Source organism: Serinibacter arcticus, from assembly GCF_004786095.1.
In the GTDB taxonomy this organism is placed as follows: domain Bacteria; phylum Actinomycetota; class Actinomycetes; order Actinomycetales; family Beutenbergiaceae; genus Litorihabitans; species Litorihabitans arcticus.
This window is the reverse complement of the sequence record NZ_RHPJ01000003.1, coordinates 537,778-556,672: the sequence shown is the minus strand read 5'-3', so window position 1 is coordinate 556,672 and position 18,895 is coordinate 537,778. Positions and strand designations below refer to the sequence as shown.

The following is an 18,895-nucleotide window of genomic DNA, read 5'->3' as shown; positions in this document are numbered from 1 at the left end:
CACGATGACGAACCCCTTTGACGACCAGGACGCACGCTTCCGCGTGCTCGTGAACGAGAAGAACCAGCACTCCCTCTGGCCGGAGTTCGCCGACGTGCCCCAGGGCTGGGTCGCCGTGTTCGGTCCCGCGCCGCGGGTGGAGGCGGTCGACTACGTCACCGAGAACTGGCACGACATCACCCCCGTGACCGACCGGGAGCGCGTCGCCTCGTGATCTCCATCCACGGCCTGACCAAGCGCTTCGGCGACTTCCAGGCCCTCGCGGGCGTGGATCTCGAGGTGCCGGAGGGCAGTGTCCAGGGTCTGCTCGGTCCCAACGGGGCCGGGAAGACGACGACGGTGCGCGTGCTGACCACGCTGCTGGTGCCGGACTCCGGCGAGGTCCGGGTGGCCGGTCACGACGTGCGGACGCAGGGCGACCTCGTCCGCCGCAACCTCGGTGTCTCGGGGCAGTACGCGGCGGTGGACGACAAGCTGAGCGGCTTCGAGAACCTGACGATGGTCGGCGAGCTGTACGGCATGCGCCGGTCCCAGGCGAAGGCCAGGGCCCGCGAGCTGCTGCGCGACTTCCGTCTCGAGGACGTCTCGGACAGCAAGCAGGCGGGGTCGTACTCCGGCGGCATGAAGCGCCGGCTCGATCTCGCGGGCGCCATCGTCGCGCGGCCCCCCGTGGTCGTCCTGGACGAGCCGACGACGGGCCTCGACCCGCGCGGTCGCCGCGACACGTGGGACGCGATCGAGTCCCTCGCGACGGCGGGCACCACCGTCCTGCTGACGACGCAGTACCTCGAGGAGGCCGACCAGCTGGCCGACTCGATCGCCGTCATCGACGCGGGCGCGATCATCGCCGAGGGCACGGCCACCGAGCTCAAGGCGCGCGCCGGGGGAGCGTGGATCGACATCGTCCTCGCGCCCGGCGCCGACGGCGCCGTCGCACTCGCGACCGCCCGTCGCACCGCGCAGGACGCCCAGCTCGACGAGCGCGCGCGGCGCCTCACCGCCCGCGCGACCGGCGGCCCCGAGGCGTTCCGCACGGTGCTCGGCGCCCTCGCCGACCGCGGTGTCGACGTCGCCGAGGCGGCGCTGCGCCAACCGACCCTGGACGAGGTGTTCCTGCGTCTGACGGGCAGCCCGGCGAACGAGCCGGCGGAGGCCCTCGAGTCCGCGGAGACGGCACCGACCGGCGCGCGGCGCCACGACCGGGAGGAGGTGGTCGCATGACCACGCCCACGACACTGACCCCCCGGGGGCGGCACGCCGCTCCCGACGACCTCACCACCGAGGCGACCGAGACCGACGGACGAACCGCAGGAACCGCCGTCGCCCCCCGCGGCCCCTTCGTCCCCGACGAGCCCCGCGGCGGTGTCCTCGCACCGCTCCTGGCCGCCGCCAGGGACGGCTGGGTGGTCGCGCGCCGCAACGTCGTCAACGTCCGGCGCACGCCCGGTGCGCTCGTGACCGGCGTCGCGCAGCCGATCATCTTCGTGCTCATCCTCGCCTTCGTGTTCGGCGGCGCCCTGGGCGGCGACGCCTACCGCGAGTTCCTCATCGGCGGGATCCTGGCGCAGACCCTGACGTTCAACTCCTCCTTCACGGCGGTCTACCTCGCCAAGGACCTGCAGTCGGGTCTCATCGATCGCTTCCGCTCCCTGCCGATGTCCCGCGTGGGAGTGATCCTCGGGCGCACGACGTCGGACCTCGTCACCAGCGGGATCTCGATCGCCGTCATCGTGGTGTGCGGTCTCGCGATCGGGTGGCGCGTCCACACCTCGATCGGACCGGTGCTGCTCGCGTTCGGGCTGCTCGTCCTGTTCGCCTTCGCGATCTCGTGGATCGGCGCGGCCATCGCCCTGACGGCACGCAGCGTCGAGGTGGCGCAGAGCCTCGGGCTGCTGTGGCTGTTCCCGGTCTGCTTCATCTCGGGCGCCTTCGTCTCGGCCGACACCCTGCCGGGCGTGCTCCGCACCATCGCGGAGTGGAACCCCGTGACCGCGGTGGCCACGGCGGTCCGCCAGGGCTTCGGCAACCAGCCTCCCGAGGGCTTCGAGGTCGCGACCGGGTGGGCGGCCGACAACGCGACGCTCTACGCGTTCGTCTGCTGCATCGCCATCATCGCGATCTTCGCCCCGATCGCCGTGGGGCAGTACCGCCGCATCAGCAAGCGGTGATCACGCTCCTCGACGCGTCCGTGACGGACGTGCTCGCGGCGTGCGCGCGCCTCACGGGGGCCGAGCAGCTCGTGGACGACGTCGATCGCGCGGCCGCCGCGCGCCGGCGTCGGCCGGAGGACTCCCGTCGCACGCTCGCCGGGCGGGCGGCGCTGCGGCTCCTCGTGGCCGCGCGGACGGGACGTCCCGCCGGTCGCGCGTCGGAGATCGTCATCGACCGCCGGTGCCGCGACTGCGGCGCACCGCACGGTCAGCCCCGGACGGCCGGGCTGTCGCTGAGCACGTCGGGCTCGGGGGAGCGCGTGCTCGTCGCCGTCGCCCCCGGCTCCGCCCGCGTGGGGGTCGACGTCGAGGCGGTGACACCGACGGCCCTCGGCGGCGCCGCCGGCCTCGACGACTACGCGCTGCACCCGGACGAGCGAGCCGACGTCGTCGGAACCGCCGACGCCGATCGGGCCCGGATGCAGCGGTGGGTCGAGAAGGAGGCCGTGCTCAAGGCCGCCGGCCTCGGGCTGACCCTGTCGCCGAACGCGGTGCGACTCGCACCGCAGCGTGCCGACCGCGCGGCACCGACCGAGGTCTCGTCGATCGGTCCCGCCGACTGGCGTGGTGTGCTCGAGGCGCCCGTCGACGCGGTGCGACGACTGGTCGTCGTCGCGCTGCCGGGACGGCGCGACGACCACCCCGGACGCCGGAGTTACCTCCGTGCCGTCGCGGCGGCCGAGGTCCGGCCGATCCGCGCGGTCGACGTCGACCTCGTCACGAGGGCGTGACGTCTGTCCCCTTCTCCCCGCCGAGCCCGCCGATGAGCTCCAGCAGGTCGACGCCGGTCTGCGCCTTGAGCAGGGTCGCCACCTCCTGCACGCCGGTCGAGACCTGGCCGGGCAGGCGCGAGGCGCCGTCCTTGTCGATGATCGTGATGCCGTCGATGGCGGCGAGCGCGTCGGCGTACGGCTGCGCCATCTTCGGCAGGGCGTCCAGCACCATCTGCAGGCGCGCCGACTCCGGAAAGGTCTGGTAGGCGTCGGCCTCGGCCTTGATCGCCGCACCGCGGGCCTCACCCTGGGCACGCTCGGCGGCGGCCTCGGCCTCGCCGCGCGCCTGGATGCCGTCGGCCTCCGCCCTCGCCAGCGCCAGCGCACCCTCGGCCCGACGCTGCTGCTCGATCAGCGACGCCTCGGCCCGTGCGCGGGCGGCGGACGCCTCGGCGTCGGCCTGCGCGATGGTGCGCTGCGCCTCGGCCTCCGCCTTGCGGATCGCGGTGGTCTTGGCCGCCTCGGCCTCCTGCTCGACCGAGTACTTGCGCGCGTCGGCCTCCTGGCTGGCCTCGTACTTGCGGGCCTCGGCAGGCTTGCGGACCTCGGTCTGCAGCTCCTGCTCGCGCAGCGCGGCGCGACGGACGGCGACCTGCTCCTGCTGGATCAGCACCTCCTGCTGCGCCGCGGCCTCGGCGCGCTCGCGCGCGGCCTCGGCGTCGGCCTGCGCCGTCGCGGTCTCCCGCGTGATCGTCGCGTTGCGCAGCGCCAGGGCCTTGTTCGACTCGGCGATCTGCACGGCGGCCTCGTTCGAGCGCTCGGTGCTCTCCTGCTGCGCCTGGGCCTCGGCGATCTCGGCGTCGCGCGCGACCGCGGCGGCGCGCGGACGGCCGAGGTTGCGGATGTAGGCGCCCGTGTCCTCGACCGTCTGGATCTCGAAGTTCTCCAGGACGAGGCCCCGCTCGGCCAGCATCGGCACCGCGATGTCCTTGACCTCCTTGGAGAAGTCCTGGCGCTCGTACAGGATCGACTCGACCGTCAGCGTCCCGGCGATGGTGCGGAGCACACCGACCAGGACCTCGGAGGTCTGCTGCTCGATGACCTGCTCCTGGCTGCGCCCGGCGAAGCGCTGACCTGCGGCGCGCACCATGCGCTCGGTCCCGCCGACCTTGACGACGGCGATGGAGCGCAGCGTGACGGCGACACCCGACTTCGTGGTCGCGTCCTCGGCGGCGACGGAGAAGCTCTGCGACGCGAGCGACAGCCGCACGACCTGCTCGAAGATCGGCTTGACGAACGTTCCGCCGCCGATGACGACGCGCTGGCCGGACAGGTCGGTGGTCTCGTCCCCGGTCTCCGGGTTGATCACCGGCTTCCCGCTCTTGCGTCCGGTGATGATGAGCGCCTCGTCGGGCGTGGCGATCTTGAAACGGACCTTGGCGTAGATCGCGCCGACGACGGCGACCACGACGATCAACGCGATCACGACCGCGACGACGACGATGACGGGGACGGACTCCGAGAGCTCCATGGCACTCCTCGATCAGATCCGGTCGCGATCGTGCGCGACCGGTCGGTCAGGTGGACTGCCTCAAACTCTAGGGGCGTAGTGGCTCGGGTGGGGTCCGGCGATGATCCGGTCGCGGATGAGGGCGGCCGTGGCGGGTTCGGCCCCGATCACGACGCGCGCGACCGGTCCCTCGTCAGTGGCCACGGTGCGGCCGTGCTCCGGCCCACCGATCGTGACCGCCACGCCCGTCTCGCGCGTGTCGATCCTGAGGTCTCCGGCGGCGATCGCGGCGGCCAGCGGATCGTGCAGCGGAGAGCGCCGGACGTGGTCGACGCTCTCGTAGAAGTCGAGGTAGCGGTGCAGCATCGCTCCGAGCGCGACGTGCAGAGGCGTGGCCTCGCGGGCGAGCACCTCGGCGTCCTCGTCGTCGAAGCAGTGCTGGAGCGTGACGTCGAGCGGGACCAGCACGGTGGTGAACCCCGCCGCGAGCACCTGCCTGGCTGCCTCGGCGTCGTTGTGGATGTTGGCCTCCGCGACGGCGGTGATGTTCCCGGGGGCCCAGACCGCTCCGCCCATGATCGTGAGCGTCCCCACGCGCTCCGGGAGCGTGGGATCCAGCGCGAGCGCGTGCGCGATGTTCGTCAGCGGGCCGATCGCGACGACGTCCAGGTCCCGCCCGTGCTCCCGGGCGAGGCGCAGCAGCATCTCGGGGGCGGTCTCGGAGGTGACGTCGTCGCCGGGCGGCAGCGAGACGTCCCCGATCCCGTTGCCGCCGTGCACGTGCGGCGCTCCGCCGCGGTAGCGACCGTCGAGCGGGTCGTGGCTGCCCACCGCCACGGGGACGACGGAGCCGTGCGCACGCAGGAGGCTCTGCGTGTTGGCCGCAGCCTCCCGGGCGGAGGTGTTGCCCGAGACGGTGCCGATTCCCGCGAGACGGACGCCGTCGCTGTTGAGCAGGTAGGTCAGCGCCAGGGCGTCGTCGATGCCCGTGTCGCAGTCGAGGTAGATCGGCCGGGGACGGCTCATGGGTGTCCTGACGCTGGGGGCTCCGGCGGGAGCGTCACGGTGGGCGAGGAGGGAGCTGGTGCAGCCGTCCATCATGGCCTCGACGCGATCCGGTCGCCACCGGCGGACCGGATCGCGCCGACGTCCGCCCACGCGCCGCCCGTCGGCCCACGCGCAGTCCGTCAGCCCACGCGCAGCACGTCGCCGCTGACCGGGTCCAGGTGGACGTCGACGTCGGTGCGTTCCGCCGTGTCGACGGTGACCTCGACGTGGTCGCCGTCGTCGTCGGTGAGGTCGGCGTCGTCGAGGGTGCCGCCCGTCTCGGCGACCGCCGCCTCGATCGCCTGCGCCAGGGTGATCCCGACGGCGTCGAGGATGCGCCGGTCCTCGCCGTCGAGGTCGTCTGCCTCGGTGCCGCTGACGACGCCGTCCGCGCCGACGCGGACCTCGACCGAGGTGTCGCCGGTACGGACGTCCACCTCCCACCCGCCGTCGTCGTCGGAGTCGTCGATCGCGTAGGCGACGCCGCCGGTCTCGCTCTCGGCGATCCCGATGGCGGCCAGGCCCGCCGCGGTGCGGTCGTCGGGGCCGGCGTCACCGGCGCCGTCGGCCGGAGCGCCGGTGGTCGAGCTGGGCGTCGGGCTGCTGGACGAGCTGGTCGTCGGCGCGGCGGAGGAGCTCTCCGAGCTGCTCGGGGTGGCCGGGTTCGCGGTTGCGGCGCTGCCGCCGTCGGTCGGGGCCGAGGTGCTGCAGGCACCGACGGTGAGGGTGAGGGCGAGGGCGGCCGAGACGCCGAGGGCGGTGGTGATCCGTGTCATGGCACCAGCCTCACCGCGGCTTCTGAGGAGAGCGTGAGAGGACGATGACAGATCTCTCATGCTGGAGATGGGCCGGCCGTCGGCGGGCCCGCCCGCCGCCGGCTCCTCGTGAGCCCAGCGGCCCGCGGGGCCCCGATGCCGTAAAGTGTCGGCGGCACGTCCGTCGACTCCCCGGCCCGCCCGCGCGCACGCCCCCCGTGCCCGGTCGCAGCGGCCGCCGTCGGGACAGGAACGGCACGCACGCACCGACCAGGGGCCACCGCCCCACGACACGAAGGACTCCCTGTGGCTAGCACGAACGACCTGAAGAACGGCATGGTCCTCAACCTCGAGAACCAGCTCTGGAGCGTCGTGGAGTTCCAGCACGTCAAGCCCGGCAAGGGCCCGGCCTTCGTCCGCACCAAGCTCAAGCACGTCCTGTCGGGCAAGGTCGTCGACAAGACGTTCAACGCCGGCCTCAAGGTCGAGACCGCGAACGTCGACAAGCGCGACATGCAGTACCTGTACAAGGACGGCGAGTCCTTCGTGTTCATGGACTCCAGCGACTACGAGCAGATCTACGTGACCGAGCCCACCGTCGGCGACGCCGCCCGGTTCCTGCTCGAGAACACCGAGGTCATGGTCGCGCTGCACGAGGGCAACCCGCTCTACGTCGAGCTGCCCGCCTCCATCGTGTTCGAGGTCACCTACACCGAGCCCGGCCTGCAGGGCGACCGCTCGAACGCGGGCACGAAGTCCGCCACGATCGAGACCGGCACCGAGATCCAGGTCCCGCTGTTCGTGGAGATCGGCACCAAGGTCAAGGTCGACACCCGCACGGGTGCCTACCTCGGCCGCGCCTGAGCCGGCGTCGACACCCCGTGCCTGACCGCAGCAAGGACCGACGGCGCGCGCTCGACCTCCTCTTCGAGGCCGACCAGCGCGGCCGCGCCGGCGACCGCATCGCGATCATCGACCTGCTCGCGCAGCGGATGGCGAACGACGCCGGCCTGAAGCCGATGCGCACCTACGCCGCCGAGATCGTCGAGGGCGTCGCGGAGCACCTCCACCGCATCGACGAGCTCCTGGAGTCCTACTCCCACGCCTGGACCGTCGACCGGATGCCCGCCGTCGACCTCGCGATCCTCCGGATCGGGACGTGGGAGCTGCTCTACAACGACGACGTCCCCGACGCCGTCGCCGTCGAGCAGGCCGTGAACCTCGCCGCCGACCTGTCCACGGACGGTTCGCCGGAGTTCGTCAACGGTCTCCTGGGGCAGCTCCAGCGCCAGGCGCCCGCCCTCCGAGATGCCGCGGCGACCCCTGGGGAGCAGCAGTAGAGTCACGAACGACCACTCCACCTTTAAGCCCGTCCTGTGAGGCGGGGAAGGAGGCAGCCGTGCCGACCACACGTGTGGTGCTCGAGTCCGACGAGATCTCGCGCGCCCTCACCCGCATCGCCCACGAGATCCTGGAGCGCAACCGCGGCTCCGCGGACCTCGTGCTCCTGGGGATCCCGCGCAGGGGCGTCCCGCTCGCGACGCGTCTCGCGGGGCGCATCGCCCAGGCCGACGCCCGCGGTTCCCAGGGCCAGCAGCCCGACGACAGCCGTGGCCCCGCCCCCGTCACCGTCCCGGTGGGCGAGATCGACATCACGCTCTACCGCGACGACATCCGTCGCCGCCCCACGCGCGGTCTGACGCCGACCCGCCTGCCCGAGGGCGGCATCGACGAGAAGACCGTCATCCTCGTCGACGACGTCCTGTACTCCGGCCGCTCGGTGCGGGCCGCGCTCGACGCCCTGGCCGACCTCGGTCGCCCGCGGTCGGTCCAGCTGGTGACGCTCGTGGACCGCGGCCACCGGCAGCTCCCGATCCGCGCCGACTACGTCGGCAAGAACCTCCCCACCGCGACGAGCGAGCGCGTGCAGGTGCAGCTGGCGGAGATCGACGGGCACGACGCGGTGAGCATCTCCGACGCGGGCGCCCCGGAGGCGCCGGCCGCACCCGAGCCGTCACGAACCGGCGAGGGGAGCGAGTGATGCGGCACCTGCTGAGCACGACCGACCTGGACCGGGACGCCGCCGTCGCCCTGCTCGACACGGCCGAGGCGATGGCGCAGACCCAGTCGCGCACCATCAAGAAGCTGCCGGCGCTGCGCGGTCTGACGATCGTGAACCTGTTCTTCGAGGACTCCACCCGCACGCGGATCTCGTTCGAGGCCGCCGCGAAGCGACTGTCGGCCGACGTCATCAACTTCTCGGCCAAGGGTTCGAGCGTCTCCAAGGGCGAGTCGCTCAAGGACACCGCGCAGACGCTGCGCGCGATCGGGGCGGACGCCGTCGTCGTGCGCCACCCGTCCTCCGGCGCCCCGCACCGCCTGGCGCACGCCGGCTGGATCGACACCCCGGTCGTCAACGCCGGCGACGGCATGCACCAGCACCCCACCCAGGCGCTGCTCGACGCGTTCACGCTGCGCCGCCACCTCGCGGACGGCCGCGGCGATCTCGCCGGCCGACACGTCGTGGTGGTGGGGGACGTGCTGCACTCGCGCGTCGCTCGGTCCAACGTCGACCTGCTCGCCACGCTCGGTGCGCGCGTCACGCTGGTCGCCCCGCCGACGCTGCTGCCGATCGGCGTGGAGAGCTGGCGGTGCGCGGTCACCTACGACCTCGACGCCGCCCTGACCGACGACGTCGACGCCGTCATGATGCTCCGCGTCCAGCGCGAGCGCATGACGAGCGGCTTCTTCCCGTCCGAGCGCGAGTACGCGCGCCGGTACGGGCTCGACGGCACCCGCCTGGGCCGCCTGAGCGACCACGCCCTCGTGCTCCACCCCGGCCCGATGAACCGCGGCCTGGAGATCTCTGCCGAGGCGGCCGACTCGCCCCGCTCCACCGTGGTGGAGCAGGTCGCGAACGGCGTCTCGGTCCGCATGGCCGTTCTGTACACGCTGCTCGCGGGTGACCTCGCGGGCGAAGGAGACGCATGATGCCCGGCTACCTCGTCCGATCCGTCGCGCCCCTGGGCGCCGAGCGCACCGACCTCCTGCTGCGCGACGGCGTGGTCGTGGCCCTCGGCCGCGACGCCGCGTCGCAGGCCGGGAGCGAGGACACCGTGATCGACGCCGACGGTCTGGTCGCGCTCCCCGGTCTCGTCGACCTGCACACCCACCTGCGCGAGCCCGGCCGCGAGGACACCGAGACGGTGGACTCGGGTACCCGTGCCGCCGCGGCGGGTGGCTTCACGGCCGTCCACGCCATGGCGAACACGGCCCCGGTCGCCGACACCGCGGGCGTCGTCGAGCAGGTCTGGCGCCTCGGGCGCGACGCCGGCTGGGCCGACGTCCGCCCGGTCGGGGCCGTCACGATCGGGCTGGCGGGCGAACGCCTCGCGGAACTCGGGGCGATGGCCACCTCGGCCGCCGCCGTGCGCGTGTTCTCCGACGACGGCAGGTGCGTCTGGGACCCGGTGCTCATGCGCCGCGCGCTGGAGTACACCAAGGCGTTCGACGGCGTCGTCGCGCAGCACGCCCAGGAGCCGCGCCTCACGGTCGACGCGCAGATGCACGAGGGCGTCGTGTCCGCCGAGATCGGCCTGACCGGCTGGCCCGCCGTGGCGGAGGAGGCGATCATCGCGCGCGACGTGCTGCTCGCCGAGCACGTCGGCGGACGGCTGCACGTGCAGCACCTCTCCACCGCGGGCAGCGTCGAGATCATCCGGTGGGCCAAGGCGCGCGGCATCGCCGTGACGGCCGAGGCGACGCCGCACCACCTGCTCCTGACCGACGAGCTCGCGCGCAGCTACGACCCGGTCTACAAGGTCAACCCGCCGCTGCGCACCGCCGAGGACGTCGCCGCCGTCCGGGCCGGGCTCGCGGACGGGACGATCGACGTCGTCGCCACCGACCACGCCCCGCACGCCGTCCAGGACAAGGACTGCGAGTGGGCCGCCGCCGCGTTCGGCATGACCGGGCTGGAGACGTGCCTCGCCGTCGTGCAGCAGGTCATGGTCGAGGAGGGCTCCTTCACGTGGGCCGACGTCGCCCGCGTTCTCTCGCACACGCCCGCGCGCATCGGCCGCGTGACCGACCACGGCCGGCCGATCGCCGTCGGCGAACCGGCGAACCTCACGCTGGTCGACCCGGCCGCGCGACGCACGATCGACCCGCGCGTGCAGCAGACCGCGAGCCGCAACTCGCCGTTCGCGGGCCGCGAGCTGCCCGGTGAGGTCCGCTGGACCTTCCTGCGCGGCCGCGCCACGATCGCCGACACGGTGGCCGTGCTCGCACCGTCCCGCACCGGGGCCCACGCGTGAGCCGGCCGTACGCCGTCGGGCTCCTCATCGTCCTGGGGCTCGCGCTGCTGGCGCTGATGTGGGTCGGCTGGCGTGCCCGGGCGCGCCGCACCGCCGGCGTCGCCGCGGCCGCCTCCGAGCCGAGCGCCGAGCCGACCCTGGACGTCGAGGGCGTGTACGTCTCGACGACGACGGCGGGGGAGTGGCTCGACCGCATCGCCGCCGATGGTCTCGGTGTGCGCTCGGCCGTCCGCGTCCAGGTCTCGCCCGACGGCGTGTGGCTGCGCCGCCGTGGCGCGCCCGACGTCGCCGTCCCGACCGCCGACCTGCGCGGCGCGCGCCGCGAGAGCGGCATCGCCGGCAAGGTGCCGGGCCGCCACGGCCTCGTCGTGCTGCGCTGGCAGCGCGAGGACCGCGCGCTCGACACCGGCATCCGCACCCGCTACGCCGCCGATCGCGACCCGCTGATCGAGGCGATCAACGCCCTCACCCCCACCGCTCCCGCACCGCTCGCCGGCACCGACGCGAAGGACCCCGCATGACCCCCGCGCACGACGTCTCGCCCGACACCGCCCCCGACACGGCCCTCCTCGTCCTCGAGGACGGCACCCACCTGGTCGGCCGCGCCTGGGGCGCGCGCGGCCAGACGCTGGGCGAGATCGTCTTCTCCACCGGGATGACCGGGTACCAGGAGACGATCACCGACCCGAGCTACCACCGCCAGATCGTCGTGATGACGGCGCCGCACATCGGCAACACGGGCGTGAACACCGACGACGCCGAGAGCCGCCGCATCTGGGTCTCCGGGTTCGTCGTGCGCGACCCCGCCCGCACCCCCTCGAGCTGGCGCTCCACCTCGACGCTGGACGACGAGCTCGTCGAGCAGGGCGTCGTGGGCATCTCGGAGGTCGACACGCGCAGCCTGACGCGCCACCTCCGCTCCGCCGGCTCGATGCGGGCCGGCATCTTCTCGGGTGATGCCCTGCCCGCCCACCCCGGTCGGCGCGGCATCGACGAGCTCGTCGAGCGCGTCCGCACCGCGCCGCGGATGGCCGGGTCCGACCTGGCGCGTGAGGTCACGACCCGGGAGACGTACGTCGTCGAGCCGATCGGTGACTGGACCGAGCCCGTGGGCACCGTCGTCGCCGTCGACCTCGGGATCAAGACGATGACGCCGGTGCGGCTCGCCGAGCGCGGGCTGCGCGTCGTCGTCGTGCCGACCGGTGGCACCTACGCGCAGATCGCCGAGCACGCCCCCGACGGCGTGTTCTTCTCCAACGGACCCGGTGACCCCGCGGCCGCCGAGGCCGAGGTCGCGCTGCTGCGCGAGGTCCTCGACGCCCGCGTGCCCTACTTCGGCATCTGCTTCGGCAACCAGATCCTGGGCCGCGCGCTCGGGCTCGGCACGTACAAGCTGACGTTCGGCCACCGCGGGATCAACCAGCCGGTCAAGGACGTGCGCACGGGCAAGGTGGAGATCACCTCCCAGAACCACGGCTTCGCCGTCGACGCGCCGATCGGCCAGGAGTTCACCACGCCCCACGACGGCGGCCGCTACGGCCGCGCGATCGTCTCGCACGTGGGCCTGAACGACCAGGTGGTCGAGGGCCTGGAGTGCCTGGACGTGCCCGCCTTCTCGGTGCAGTACCACCCGGAGGCCGCCGCCGGACCGCACGACGCCGCCTACCTCTTCGACCGTTTCGTGGACCTGATCACCGCGCGTCGCGACGCCTCGACCGCGACGACAGCGTCATCACCGAAGGAGAACGTCTGATGCCCCGCCGCACCGATCTGCGCTCGGTCCTCGTGATCGGGTCCGGCCCGATCGTCATCGGACAGGCCGCGGAGTTCGACTACTCGGGCACCCAGGCGTGCCGCGTGCTGCGCGAGGAGGGCCTGCGGGTCATCCTCGTCAACTCCAACCCGGCCACGATCATGACCGACCCCGAGTTCGCCGACGCGACCTACGTCGAGCCGATCACGCCCGAGGTCGTCGCCGCGATCATCGCCAAGGAGAAGCCGGACGCGCTCCTGCCGACCCTGGGCGGACAGACCGCGCTGAACACGGCCATCGCGCTGGACGAGGCGGGCGTGCTCGCCGAGCACGGCGTCGAGCTCATCGGCGCCAACATCGCCTCGATCCACCTCGCCGAGGACCGCCAGCAGTTCAAGGGGGTCGTCGAGCGGTGCGGCGCCGAGTCGGCGCGCAGCACGATCTGCCACACGATGGACGAGGTGCTGGCCGCGGTCGAGGACCTCGGCTACCCGCTCGTGGTCCGTCCCTCCTTCACCATGGGCGGCCTCGGCTCGGGCATCGCCTACGACGAGGCCGAGCTGCGTCAGATCGCCGGCCAGGGACTGCACTACTCGCCGACCACCGAGGTGCTCCTGGAGGAGTCGATCCTCGGCTGGAAGGAGTTCGAGCTCGAGCTGATGCGCGACCGCGCCGACAACGTGGTGGTCGTGTGCTCCATCGAGAACCTCGACCCCGTCGGGGTTCACACGGGCGACTCCATCACCGTGGCGCCCGCCATGACGCTGACCGACCGCGAGTACCAGAAGCTGCGCGACGTCGGCATCGCGATCATCCGCGAGGTCGGCGTGGACACCGGTGGCTGCAACGTGCAGTTCGCGGTGCACCCGACGACGGGCCGCGTCGTGGTCATCGAGATGAACCCGCGCGTCTCGCGCTCCTCCGCGCTCGCCTCCAAGGCCACCGGCTTCCCGATCGCCAAGATCGCCGCGCGCCTCGCCGTCGGCTACACGCTCGACGAGATCCCGAACGACATCACGGGCTCGACGCCGGCGAGCTTCGAGCCGACGCTCGACTACGTCGTGGTCAAGGTGCCCCGGTTCGCGTTCGAGAAGTTCCCGGCGGCCGACGCGCGCCTGACGACCACCATGAAGTCGGTCGGCGAGGCCATGGCCATGGGCCGCAACTTCACCGAGGCGCTGAACAAGGCGCTGCGCTCGATCGACACCCCGGGCGCCGGTCTGCACTGGCGCGGGGAGGCGCCGGACGCCCAGGCGACCGCCGCTCTGGTCGAGGCCGCGCGGACAGCCACGCAGGACCGTCTGCTGCAGGTGCAGCAGGCGATCCGCGGCGGCGCGACCGTCGAGGAGCTCTACGAGGCGACGGCGATCGACCCGTGGTTCCTGGACCAGCTGCTGCTCCTGCAGGAGGTGGCCGACGAGCTGGCGCAGGCGCCCGCCCTGGGCGAGGGCGTGCTGCGCCGCGCGAAGCGGCACGGCTTCTCCGACCTCCAGATCGCCGAGATCCGCCACCTGGCCGAGGCGACCGTGCGCGAGGTCCGGCACGCCTACGGGCTGCGCCCCGTCTACAAGACTGTCGACACGTGCGCGGCGGAGTTCGAGGCGCGCACGCCCTACCACTACTCCTCCTACGACACCGAGACCGAGGTGCTGCCGCGCGACCGCCCCGCGGTCATCATCCTGGGCTCGGGTCCGAACCGGATCGGTCAGGGCATCGAGTTCGACTACTCGTGCGTGCACGCCGCCCTGGCGCTCAAGGACACCTACGAGACCATCATGGTCAACTGCAACCCCGAGACGGTCTCGACCGACTACGACACGGCCGATCGCCTGTACTTCGAACCGCTGACGTTCGAGGACGTCGTGGAGATCTACGAGGCCGAGCTCGCCGTCGGGCCCGTGGCCGGGGTCATCGTGCAGCTCGGCGGTCAGACGCCGCTCGCGCTCGCCGACCGGCTCGCGAAGGCGGGGCTCCCGATCTGGGGCACGTCGCCCGAGGCCATCGACGCCGCCGAGGACCGCGGGATCTTCGGAGGCGTGCTGGTGGCCGCCGGGCTGCCGGCACCGGCGTTCGGCACGGCGACGTCGCTGCCGCAGGCGCTCGAGGTCGCCGACCGCGTCGGCTACCCGGTGCTCGTCCGTCCCAGCTACGTGCTCGGCGGACGCGGCATGGAGATCGTCTACGACGCCGAGCAGCTCACCGACTACGTCCGTCGCTCCACCCCGGTCACGGGGGAGGGCGCCGAGGTGTTCGCCGCCCCGGTGCTCATCGACCGCTTCCTGGACGAGGCGATCGAGATCGACGTCGACGCGCTCTACGACGGCGAGGAGCTCTACCTCGGCGGGATCATGGAGCACATCGAGGAGGCCGGGATCCACTCCGGCGACTCCGCGTGCGTGCTGCCGTCCGTCACGCTCTCGCGCCGGGAGATCGACCGCATCCGCGCCTCCACCGAGGCGATCGCGCGCGGAGTCGGCGTCCGCGGTCTGCTCAACGTCCAGTACGCGCTCTCCTCCGACATCCTCTACGTGCTCGAGGCGAACCCGCGGGCCTCGCGCACCGTGCCGTTCGTGGCCAAGGCCACGGGCGTGCAGCTCGCGCAGGCCGCGGCACTGGTGATGTCGGGCGTCCCGATCGCGGAGCTCCGCGCGCAGGGCCGCCTGCCCGAGCTCGACGGCGCGCACGTCCCCGCCGACTCCCCGGTCGCCGTCAAGGAGGCCGTGCTCCCGTTCAAGCGGTTCCGGACGGCGGCGGGCACCGTGGTGGACACCGTCCTCGGCCCGGAGATGCGCTCGACGGGCGAGGTCATGGGCTTCGACGTCGACGTGCCGCTCGCGTTCGCGAAGTCGCAGGCGGCCGCGTACGGCGGCCTGCCGACGACGGGGCGCGTCTTCGTCTCGGTCGCCGACCGCGACAAGCGCTCGATCGTGTTCCCGGTCGCCCGTCTGGTCGAGCTCGGCTTCGAGATCCTCGCGACGACGGGGACGGCCGACGTCCTGCGCCGCTACGGCATCGACACCACGCTCGTGCGCAAGGCGTCGGACGGCCCCGGCCCCGACGGCGAGGGCACGGTCCTGGACATGATCGTGGCGGGTGAGATCGACATGGTCGTGAACACCCCCAACGGTCAGGGCGCGCGCGCCGACGGGTACGACATCCGGACCGCCACGACCGCCGTCGACAAGCCGATCGTCACGACGATCCAGCAGTTCGCGGTCGCCGTGCTCGGCATCGAGGCGATCCGGCGCGGTCCGTTCGCGGTGCGCTCGCTCCAGGAGTTCAACACCGAGCGTGCGGAGAAGCTGGCGGTCGCCGAGAAGCTCGCGACGGTGCAGGCGTGAGCGACGGCGTGCGACCGTTCGGTGACCGGCTCGCCGAGGCGATCGACGCGCGCGGTCGGCTGACGGTCGGTGTCGACCCGCACGCCTCGCTGCTGGCGGCGTGGGGCCTGCGCGACGACGTCGCCGGGCTGCGGGAGTTCTCGCTGCGGACGGTCGACGCCCTCGCCACCCGGGTCGGCGTGCTGAAGCCGCAGGCCGCGTTCTACGAGCGGCACGGGTCCGCCGGCGTCGCGGTGCTGGAGGAGGTGGTGGCCGCGATCCGGGCCGCCGGCGGCCTCAGCATCGTGGACGCCAAGCGCGGCGACATCGGCTCGACCATGCAGGGCTACGCCGACGCGTTCCTGCGCGAGGGCTCGCCGCTCGCGGGCGACGCCGTCACGCTGTCGACCTACCTCGGGTTCGGATCGCTGATCCCTGCGCTGGAGACTGCCGCCGCGCACGGACGCGGTGTGTTCGCGCTCTGCCTCACCTCCAACCCTGAGGGGGCGAGCGTGCAGCACGCGCGCGAGGCCGACGGGACGAGCGTCGCGGCCCGCATCGCGCGGGCGGCGGGGGAGCGCAACGCCGCCGAGATCGCGGCGGGGGCGGTGATGGGGAGCGTCGGGCTCGTCGTGGGCGCGACCGTCCGCGACGCCGCGGCGACGCTCGGCGTCGACCTCGAGGCCGTCGGCGGGCCGCTGCTGGTGCCCGGCCTCGGGGCGCAGGGCGGGACGGCGGCCGACGTGCGCGCCGTCGTCGGCGCGGCCTGGCCGCGCTCGCTGCCCTCGACCTCGCGCGGCGTGCTGGGGGCGGGGCCCGACGCGGGCTCGCTCGTCGCGGCCGCGGACCAGGCTCGCCGCGAGCTCGAGGATCAGCCGTGACCGGCGGACCTCCGGCCTCGTCACCGGCCGAGCGCGCGCCCGGGCCCGGCCCGTTCGATCACCTGGACCCGGCCGAGCTCGATCCCCGCGGCGTCTCGCTCGGGATCGAGGGCACGTGGAACGACCGAGACGCCGCGGCGCTGGCCGGGATCCGTCCCGGTGTGCTGCTGCGCACGGCCGCGCTCCCGGGCCTGACACCGGCGGGTCGGGCACGCCTGACGGAGCTCGGCGTGAGCGACGTCGTCGATCTGCGCAGCGACGCCGAGGCCGACCACCAGGGCGGCGACGCCGTCCCCGCCGGCGTGCGGGTGCACCGGCTGCCGATCACGCCCGGGGGAGCGCTGGCCGGTCAGATCGCGGGCCGCGGCAGCGACCCCGACGCGATGGCCCGGTTCGTGGAGCTCGTGCACCGCCCGGGCTGGGCGGCCGAGCTGATGGCCGAGGTCTACCGCGAGATCGTCACCTCGCCCGAGGCCGTGGCGCAGCTCGGACGCGCGCTGCGCGTGATCGCGGACGCGCAGGGCGCCGTCGTCGTGCACTGCTCGGCAGGCAAGGACCGCACGGGGGTGGTGGTCGCGCTCGCCGCGCTGCTGGCCGGCGCCGACCCCGACGCCGTCGAGACCGACTTCCTCTACTCCAACCACGCGACGGCGGCGCAGCGCGCCGTCGTGCCGGCCGTGCCCGGCGTCGATCCGGCGCTCCTCGCACCGATCCTGGGCGTGGACGCGGCGTCGCTGCGCGGGGCCCTCGCGACCGTGACGGCCTCCCACGGCAGCCTGGCGGGGTTCGCCGCGGCGGCGGGTGTGGACGACGTCGCGCTGGAGCGCCTCGCGGCGCGCCTGCGTCCGACCGACTAGCCCCGGTCCCGCGAAGCGGTCCCGCCGGGGCCACGCCCGCTCGCTGTGCGCGGCTGGCCGCCCGGGACCCGTTCGTGCGACCACCCGGGCACAGCGAGCGCGGGGTGCGGCCACCCGTGCCCAGCGAGCACGGCGGTGCGGCCGTCCCGTCGCGGCGCCGGGCGAGGTGGTCACGTTGCCCGTCGCTGACGGTCCCGCTAGGTTGCTGTAGCACCCCCGTTCATCAGGCAGGAGATTCACCGGTGGCACTTCCCGAACTGACGCCGCAGCAGCGCGCGGACGCGCTCGCCAAGGCCGCGCAGGCCCGAGCCACCCGCGCCGAGGTGAAGAACCGCCTGAAGTACTCCGGTGCCTCCCTGTCCAGCGTCCTGGAGGCGGCCGAGAGCGACGAGGCCATCGGCAAGCTCAAGGTGAGCGCGCTGCTCGAGGCGCTCCCCGGCGTCGGACCCGTGCGCGCGAAGCAGATCATGGCCGAGGTCGGCATCGCCGAGACCCGGCGTGTCCGCGGTCTCGGGCCGCACCAGCGCGACGCCCTCGTCTCCCGGTTCGGCTGAGGTGGCGGCGCAGCAGACCACGTCGGGTGGTGGCAGCAGCACCGGTGGCATCCCTCGCCTCACGGTGCTCGCCGGCCCGACGGCCGTGGGCAAGGGCACCGTCTCGGCCGACATCCGGACGCGGTACCCGCACATCTGGCTCTCCGTCTCCGCGACCACGCGCGCGCCGCGTCCCGGCGAGATCGACGGGGTGCACTACCACTTCGTCGACGAGGCGACCTTCGACGCGATGACCGAGCGTGACGACCTGCTCGAGTGGGCCGTCGTCCACGGGCGCCACCGCTACGGCACGCCGCGCGGACCGGTCGAGGAGCAGCTCGCCGCCGGCGTCCCCGCGCTCCTGGAGATCGACCTGCAGGGTGCCCGCCAGGTGCGGCGCACCATGCCCGGCTCGCGGTTCGTGTTCCTCGCGCCCCCCACCTGGGAGGACCTCGTGCAGCGGCTCGTCGGGCGCGGTACCGAGAACGAGGAGGAGCGCGAGCGGCGTCTGGCGACGGCCCGCGTCGAGCTCGCCGCCGAGCGCGAGTTCGACCACGTCGTCGTCAACGACTCCGTCGCGCGCGCCACGGACGAGCTCGCCTCGCTCATGCAGGCCTGACGCCGACCCGCACGAGACGTACGCCACCGCGACCCGCGCGGCCGGACCCGCCGATCGGCGCGGCCCTCGCTGGTAGGGTGGGCCGCTGTTCCCCCCGCTGGAAGGATCCACCCATGTCCGGAACTGTCGCACAGCCCGAGGGCATCACCGACCCGCCCATCGACGAGCTCCTCGAGGTCGCCGACTCCAAGTACGCGCTGGTGCTGTACTCCTCCAAGCGTGCACGCCAGATCAACGCCTACTACGCGCAGCTCCACGAGGGCCTGCTCGAGTACGTCGGCCCGCTGGTGGAGACCCGCCCGCAGGAGAAGCCTCTCTCCATCGCGATGCGCGAGATCAACAAGGGCCTGCTCACCTACTCCGCCAACGAGGAGTAGTCCC

The 18,895-nt window shown here is 73.3% G+C and carries 20 protein-coding genes; 17 read left to right on the top strand and 3 right to left on the bottom strand.

The annotated features are described in order from the left end of the window. Positions 1 to 4: 4 nt before the first annotated feature. Genes SERN_RS11650 through SERN_RS11635 form a run of 4 tightly spaced genes read left to right on the top strand, consistent with a single transcriptional unit; the run spans position 5 to position 2,941 of the window. Entirely contained in the window at positions 5 to 214 is a 210-nt protein-coding gene (locus tag SERN_RS11650; RefSeq protein WP_135850271.1) for an MbtH family protein, read from the top strand. Continuing rightward, complete coding sequence (locus SERN_RS11645; protein ID WP_135850270.1) at positions 211 to 1,221, top strand: ATP-binding cassette domain-containing protein; 1,011 nt, start codon at positions 211 to 213, stop codon at positions 1,219 to 1,221. Before SERN_RS11650 ends, SERN_RS11645 begins: the two co-directional genes overlap by 4 nt. Beyond that, on the top strand, positions 1,218 to 2,168 hold the full coding sequence (locus SERN_RS11640; RefSeq protein WP_233251644.1) for an ABC transporter permease: 951 nt from the start codon (positions 1,218 to 1,220) through the stop codon (positions 2,166 to 2,168). The genes SERN_RS11645 and SERN_RS11640 overlap by 4 nt, the downstream gene beginning before the upstream one ends. Next, positions 2,165 to 2,941: a 4'-phosphopantetheinyl transferase family protein gene (locus SERN_RS11635; RefSeq protein ID WP_158292644.1), complete on the top strand. Its 777-nt coding sequence runs from the start codon at positions 2,165 to 2,167 to the stop codon at positions 2,939 to 2,941. The genes SERN_RS11640 and SERN_RS11635 overlap by 4 nt, the downstream gene beginning before the upstream one ends. Here SERN_RS11635 and SERN_RS11630 read toward each other — a convergent pair. From SERN_RS11630 to SERN_RS11620, 3 genes are all read right to left on the bottom strand, one after another. After that, positions 2,928 to 4,454 (bottom strand): SPFH domain-containing protein, encoded by a 1,527-nt coding sequence (locus SERN_RS11630; RefSeq protein WP_135850268.1) that lies wholly within the window; start codon positions 4,452 to 4,454, stop codon positions 2,928 to 2,930. The genes SERN_RS11635 and SERN_RS11630 overlap by 14 nt on opposite strands. 60 nt (positions 4,455 to 4,514) lie before the next feature. Continuing rightward, positions 4,515 to 5,459, bottom strand: a complete 945-nt coding sequence (locus SERN_RS11625) for a nucleoside hydrolase (protein ID WP_135850267.1) — start codon at positions 5,457 to 5,459, stop codon at positions 4,515 to 4,517. A 161-nt stretch (positions 5,460 to 5,620) separates the two neighbouring features. Then, on the bottom strand, positions 5,621 to 6,256 hold the full coding sequence (locus SERN_RS11620; protein WP_135850266.1) for a PepSY domain-containing protein: 636 nt from the start codon (positions 6,254 to 6,256) through the stop codon (positions 5,621 to 5,623). Positions 6,257 to 6,541: 285 nt separating this feature from the next. Here SERN_RS11620 and efp point away from each other — a divergent pair, with 285 nt between their 5' ends. The 13 genes from efp to rpoZ all read left to right on the top strand — a co-directional run bounded on the left by efp (position 6,542) and on the right by rpoZ (position 18,891). After that, positions 6,542 to 7,099 carry an elongation factor P gene (gene efp / locus SERN_RS11615; protein WP_135850265.1) on the top strand — a complete coding sequence of 186 codons (558 nt, stop codon included), beginning with the start codon at positions 6,542 to 6,544 and terminating at the stop codon, positions 7,097 to 7,099. Positions 7,100 to 7,116: 17 nt separating this feature from the next. Further along, the gene (nusB, locus tag SERN_RS11610) at positions 7,117 to 7,575 is read left to right on the top strand and encodes a transcription antitermination factor NusB (protein WP_135850264.1); all 459 of its coding nucleotides are present in this window, start codon (positions 7,117 to 7,119) and stop codon (positions 7,573 to 7,575) included. 59 nt (positions 7,576 to 7,634) lie between these two features. Then, complete coding sequence (gene pyrR / locus SERN_RS11605; RefSeq protein WP_135850263.1) at positions 7,635 to 8,276, top strand: bifunctional pyr operon transcriptional regulator/uracil phosphoribosyltransferase PyrR; 642 nt, start codon at positions 7,635 to 7,637, stop codon at positions 8,274 to 8,276. Next, the gene (locus tag SERN_RS11600; protein ID WP_135850262.1) at positions 8,276 to 9,226 is read left to right on the top strand and encodes an aspartate carbamoyltransferase catalytic subunit; all 951 of its coding nucleotides are present in this window, start codon (positions 8,276 to 8,278) and stop codon (positions 9,224 to 9,226) included. The genes pyrR and SERN_RS11600 overlap by 1 nt, the downstream gene beginning before the upstream one ends. Continuing rightward, a complete protein-coding gene (locus tag SERN_RS11595; protein WP_135850261.1) occupies positions 9,226 to 10,551 on the top strand; it encodes a dihydroorotase in 1,326 nt (441 codons plus the stop codon). Before SERN_RS11600 ends, SERN_RS11595 begins: the two co-directional genes overlap by 1 nt. After that, positions 10,548 to 11,072: a PH-like domain-containing protein gene (locus tag SERN_RS11590; protein WP_233251643.1), complete on the top strand. Its 525-nt coding sequence runs from the start codon at positions 10,548 to 10,550 to the stop codon at positions 11,070 to 11,072. The genes SERN_RS11595 and SERN_RS11590 overlap by 4 nt, the downstream gene beginning before the upstream one ends. Further along, positions 11,069 to 12,304, top strand: coding sequence for a glutamine-hydrolyzing carbamoyl-phosphate synthase small subunit (gene carA / locus SERN_RS11585; protein ID WP_135850260.1), 1,236 nt, complete (start codon positions 11,069 to 11,071; stop codon positions 12,302 to 12,304). The genes SERN_RS11590 and carA overlap by 4 nt, the downstream gene beginning before the upstream one ends. After that, positions 12,304 to 15,645: a carbamoyl-phosphate synthase large subunit gene (carB, locus tag SERN_RS11580; RefSeq protein ID WP_135850259.1), complete on the top strand. Its 3,342-nt coding sequence runs from the start codon at positions 12,304 to 12,306 to the stop codon at positions 15,643 to 15,645. Before carA ends, carB begins: the two co-directional genes overlap by 1 nt. Beyond that, the gene (pyrF, locus tag SERN_RS11575) at positions 15,642 to 16,505 is read left to right on the top strand and encodes an orotidine-5'-phosphate decarboxylase (protein WP_135850258.1); all 864 of its coding nucleotides are present in this window, start codon (positions 15,642 to 15,644) and stop codon (positions 16,503 to 16,505) included. The genes carB and pyrF overlap by 4 nt, the downstream gene beginning before the upstream one ends. Continuing rightward, positions 16,502 to 17,362, top strand: a complete 861-nt coding sequence (locus SERN_RS11570) for a tyrosine-protein phosphatase (protein ID WP_135850257.1) — start codon at positions 16,502 to 16,504, stop codon at positions 17,360 to 17,362. Before pyrF ends, SERN_RS11570 begins: the two co-directional genes overlap by 4 nt. A 242-nt stretch (positions 17,363 to 17,604) precedes the next feature. Further along, positions 17,605 to 17,916: an integration host factor, actinobacterial type gene (gene mihF / locus SERN_RS11565; protein ID WP_135850256.1), complete on the top strand. Its 312-nt coding sequence runs from the start codon at positions 17,605 to 17,607 to the stop codon at positions 17,914 to 17,916. A gap of 1 nt (position 17,917) precedes the next feature. Further along, a complete protein-coding gene (gmk, locus tag SERN_RS11560) occupies positions 17,918 to 18,514 on the top strand; it encodes a guanylate kinase (RefSeq protein WP_233251642.1) in 597 nt (198 codons plus the stop codon). Between the two features lie 113 nt (positions 18,515 to 18,627). Then, positions 18,628 to 18,891: a DNA-directed RNA polymerase subunit omega gene (gene rpoZ / locus SERN_RS11555; protein WP_135850255.1), complete on the top strand. Its 264-nt coding sequence runs from the start codon at positions 18,628 to 18,630 to the stop codon at positions 18,889 to 18,891. The last annotated feature ends 4 nt before the right edge of the window (positions 18,892 to 18,895 follow it).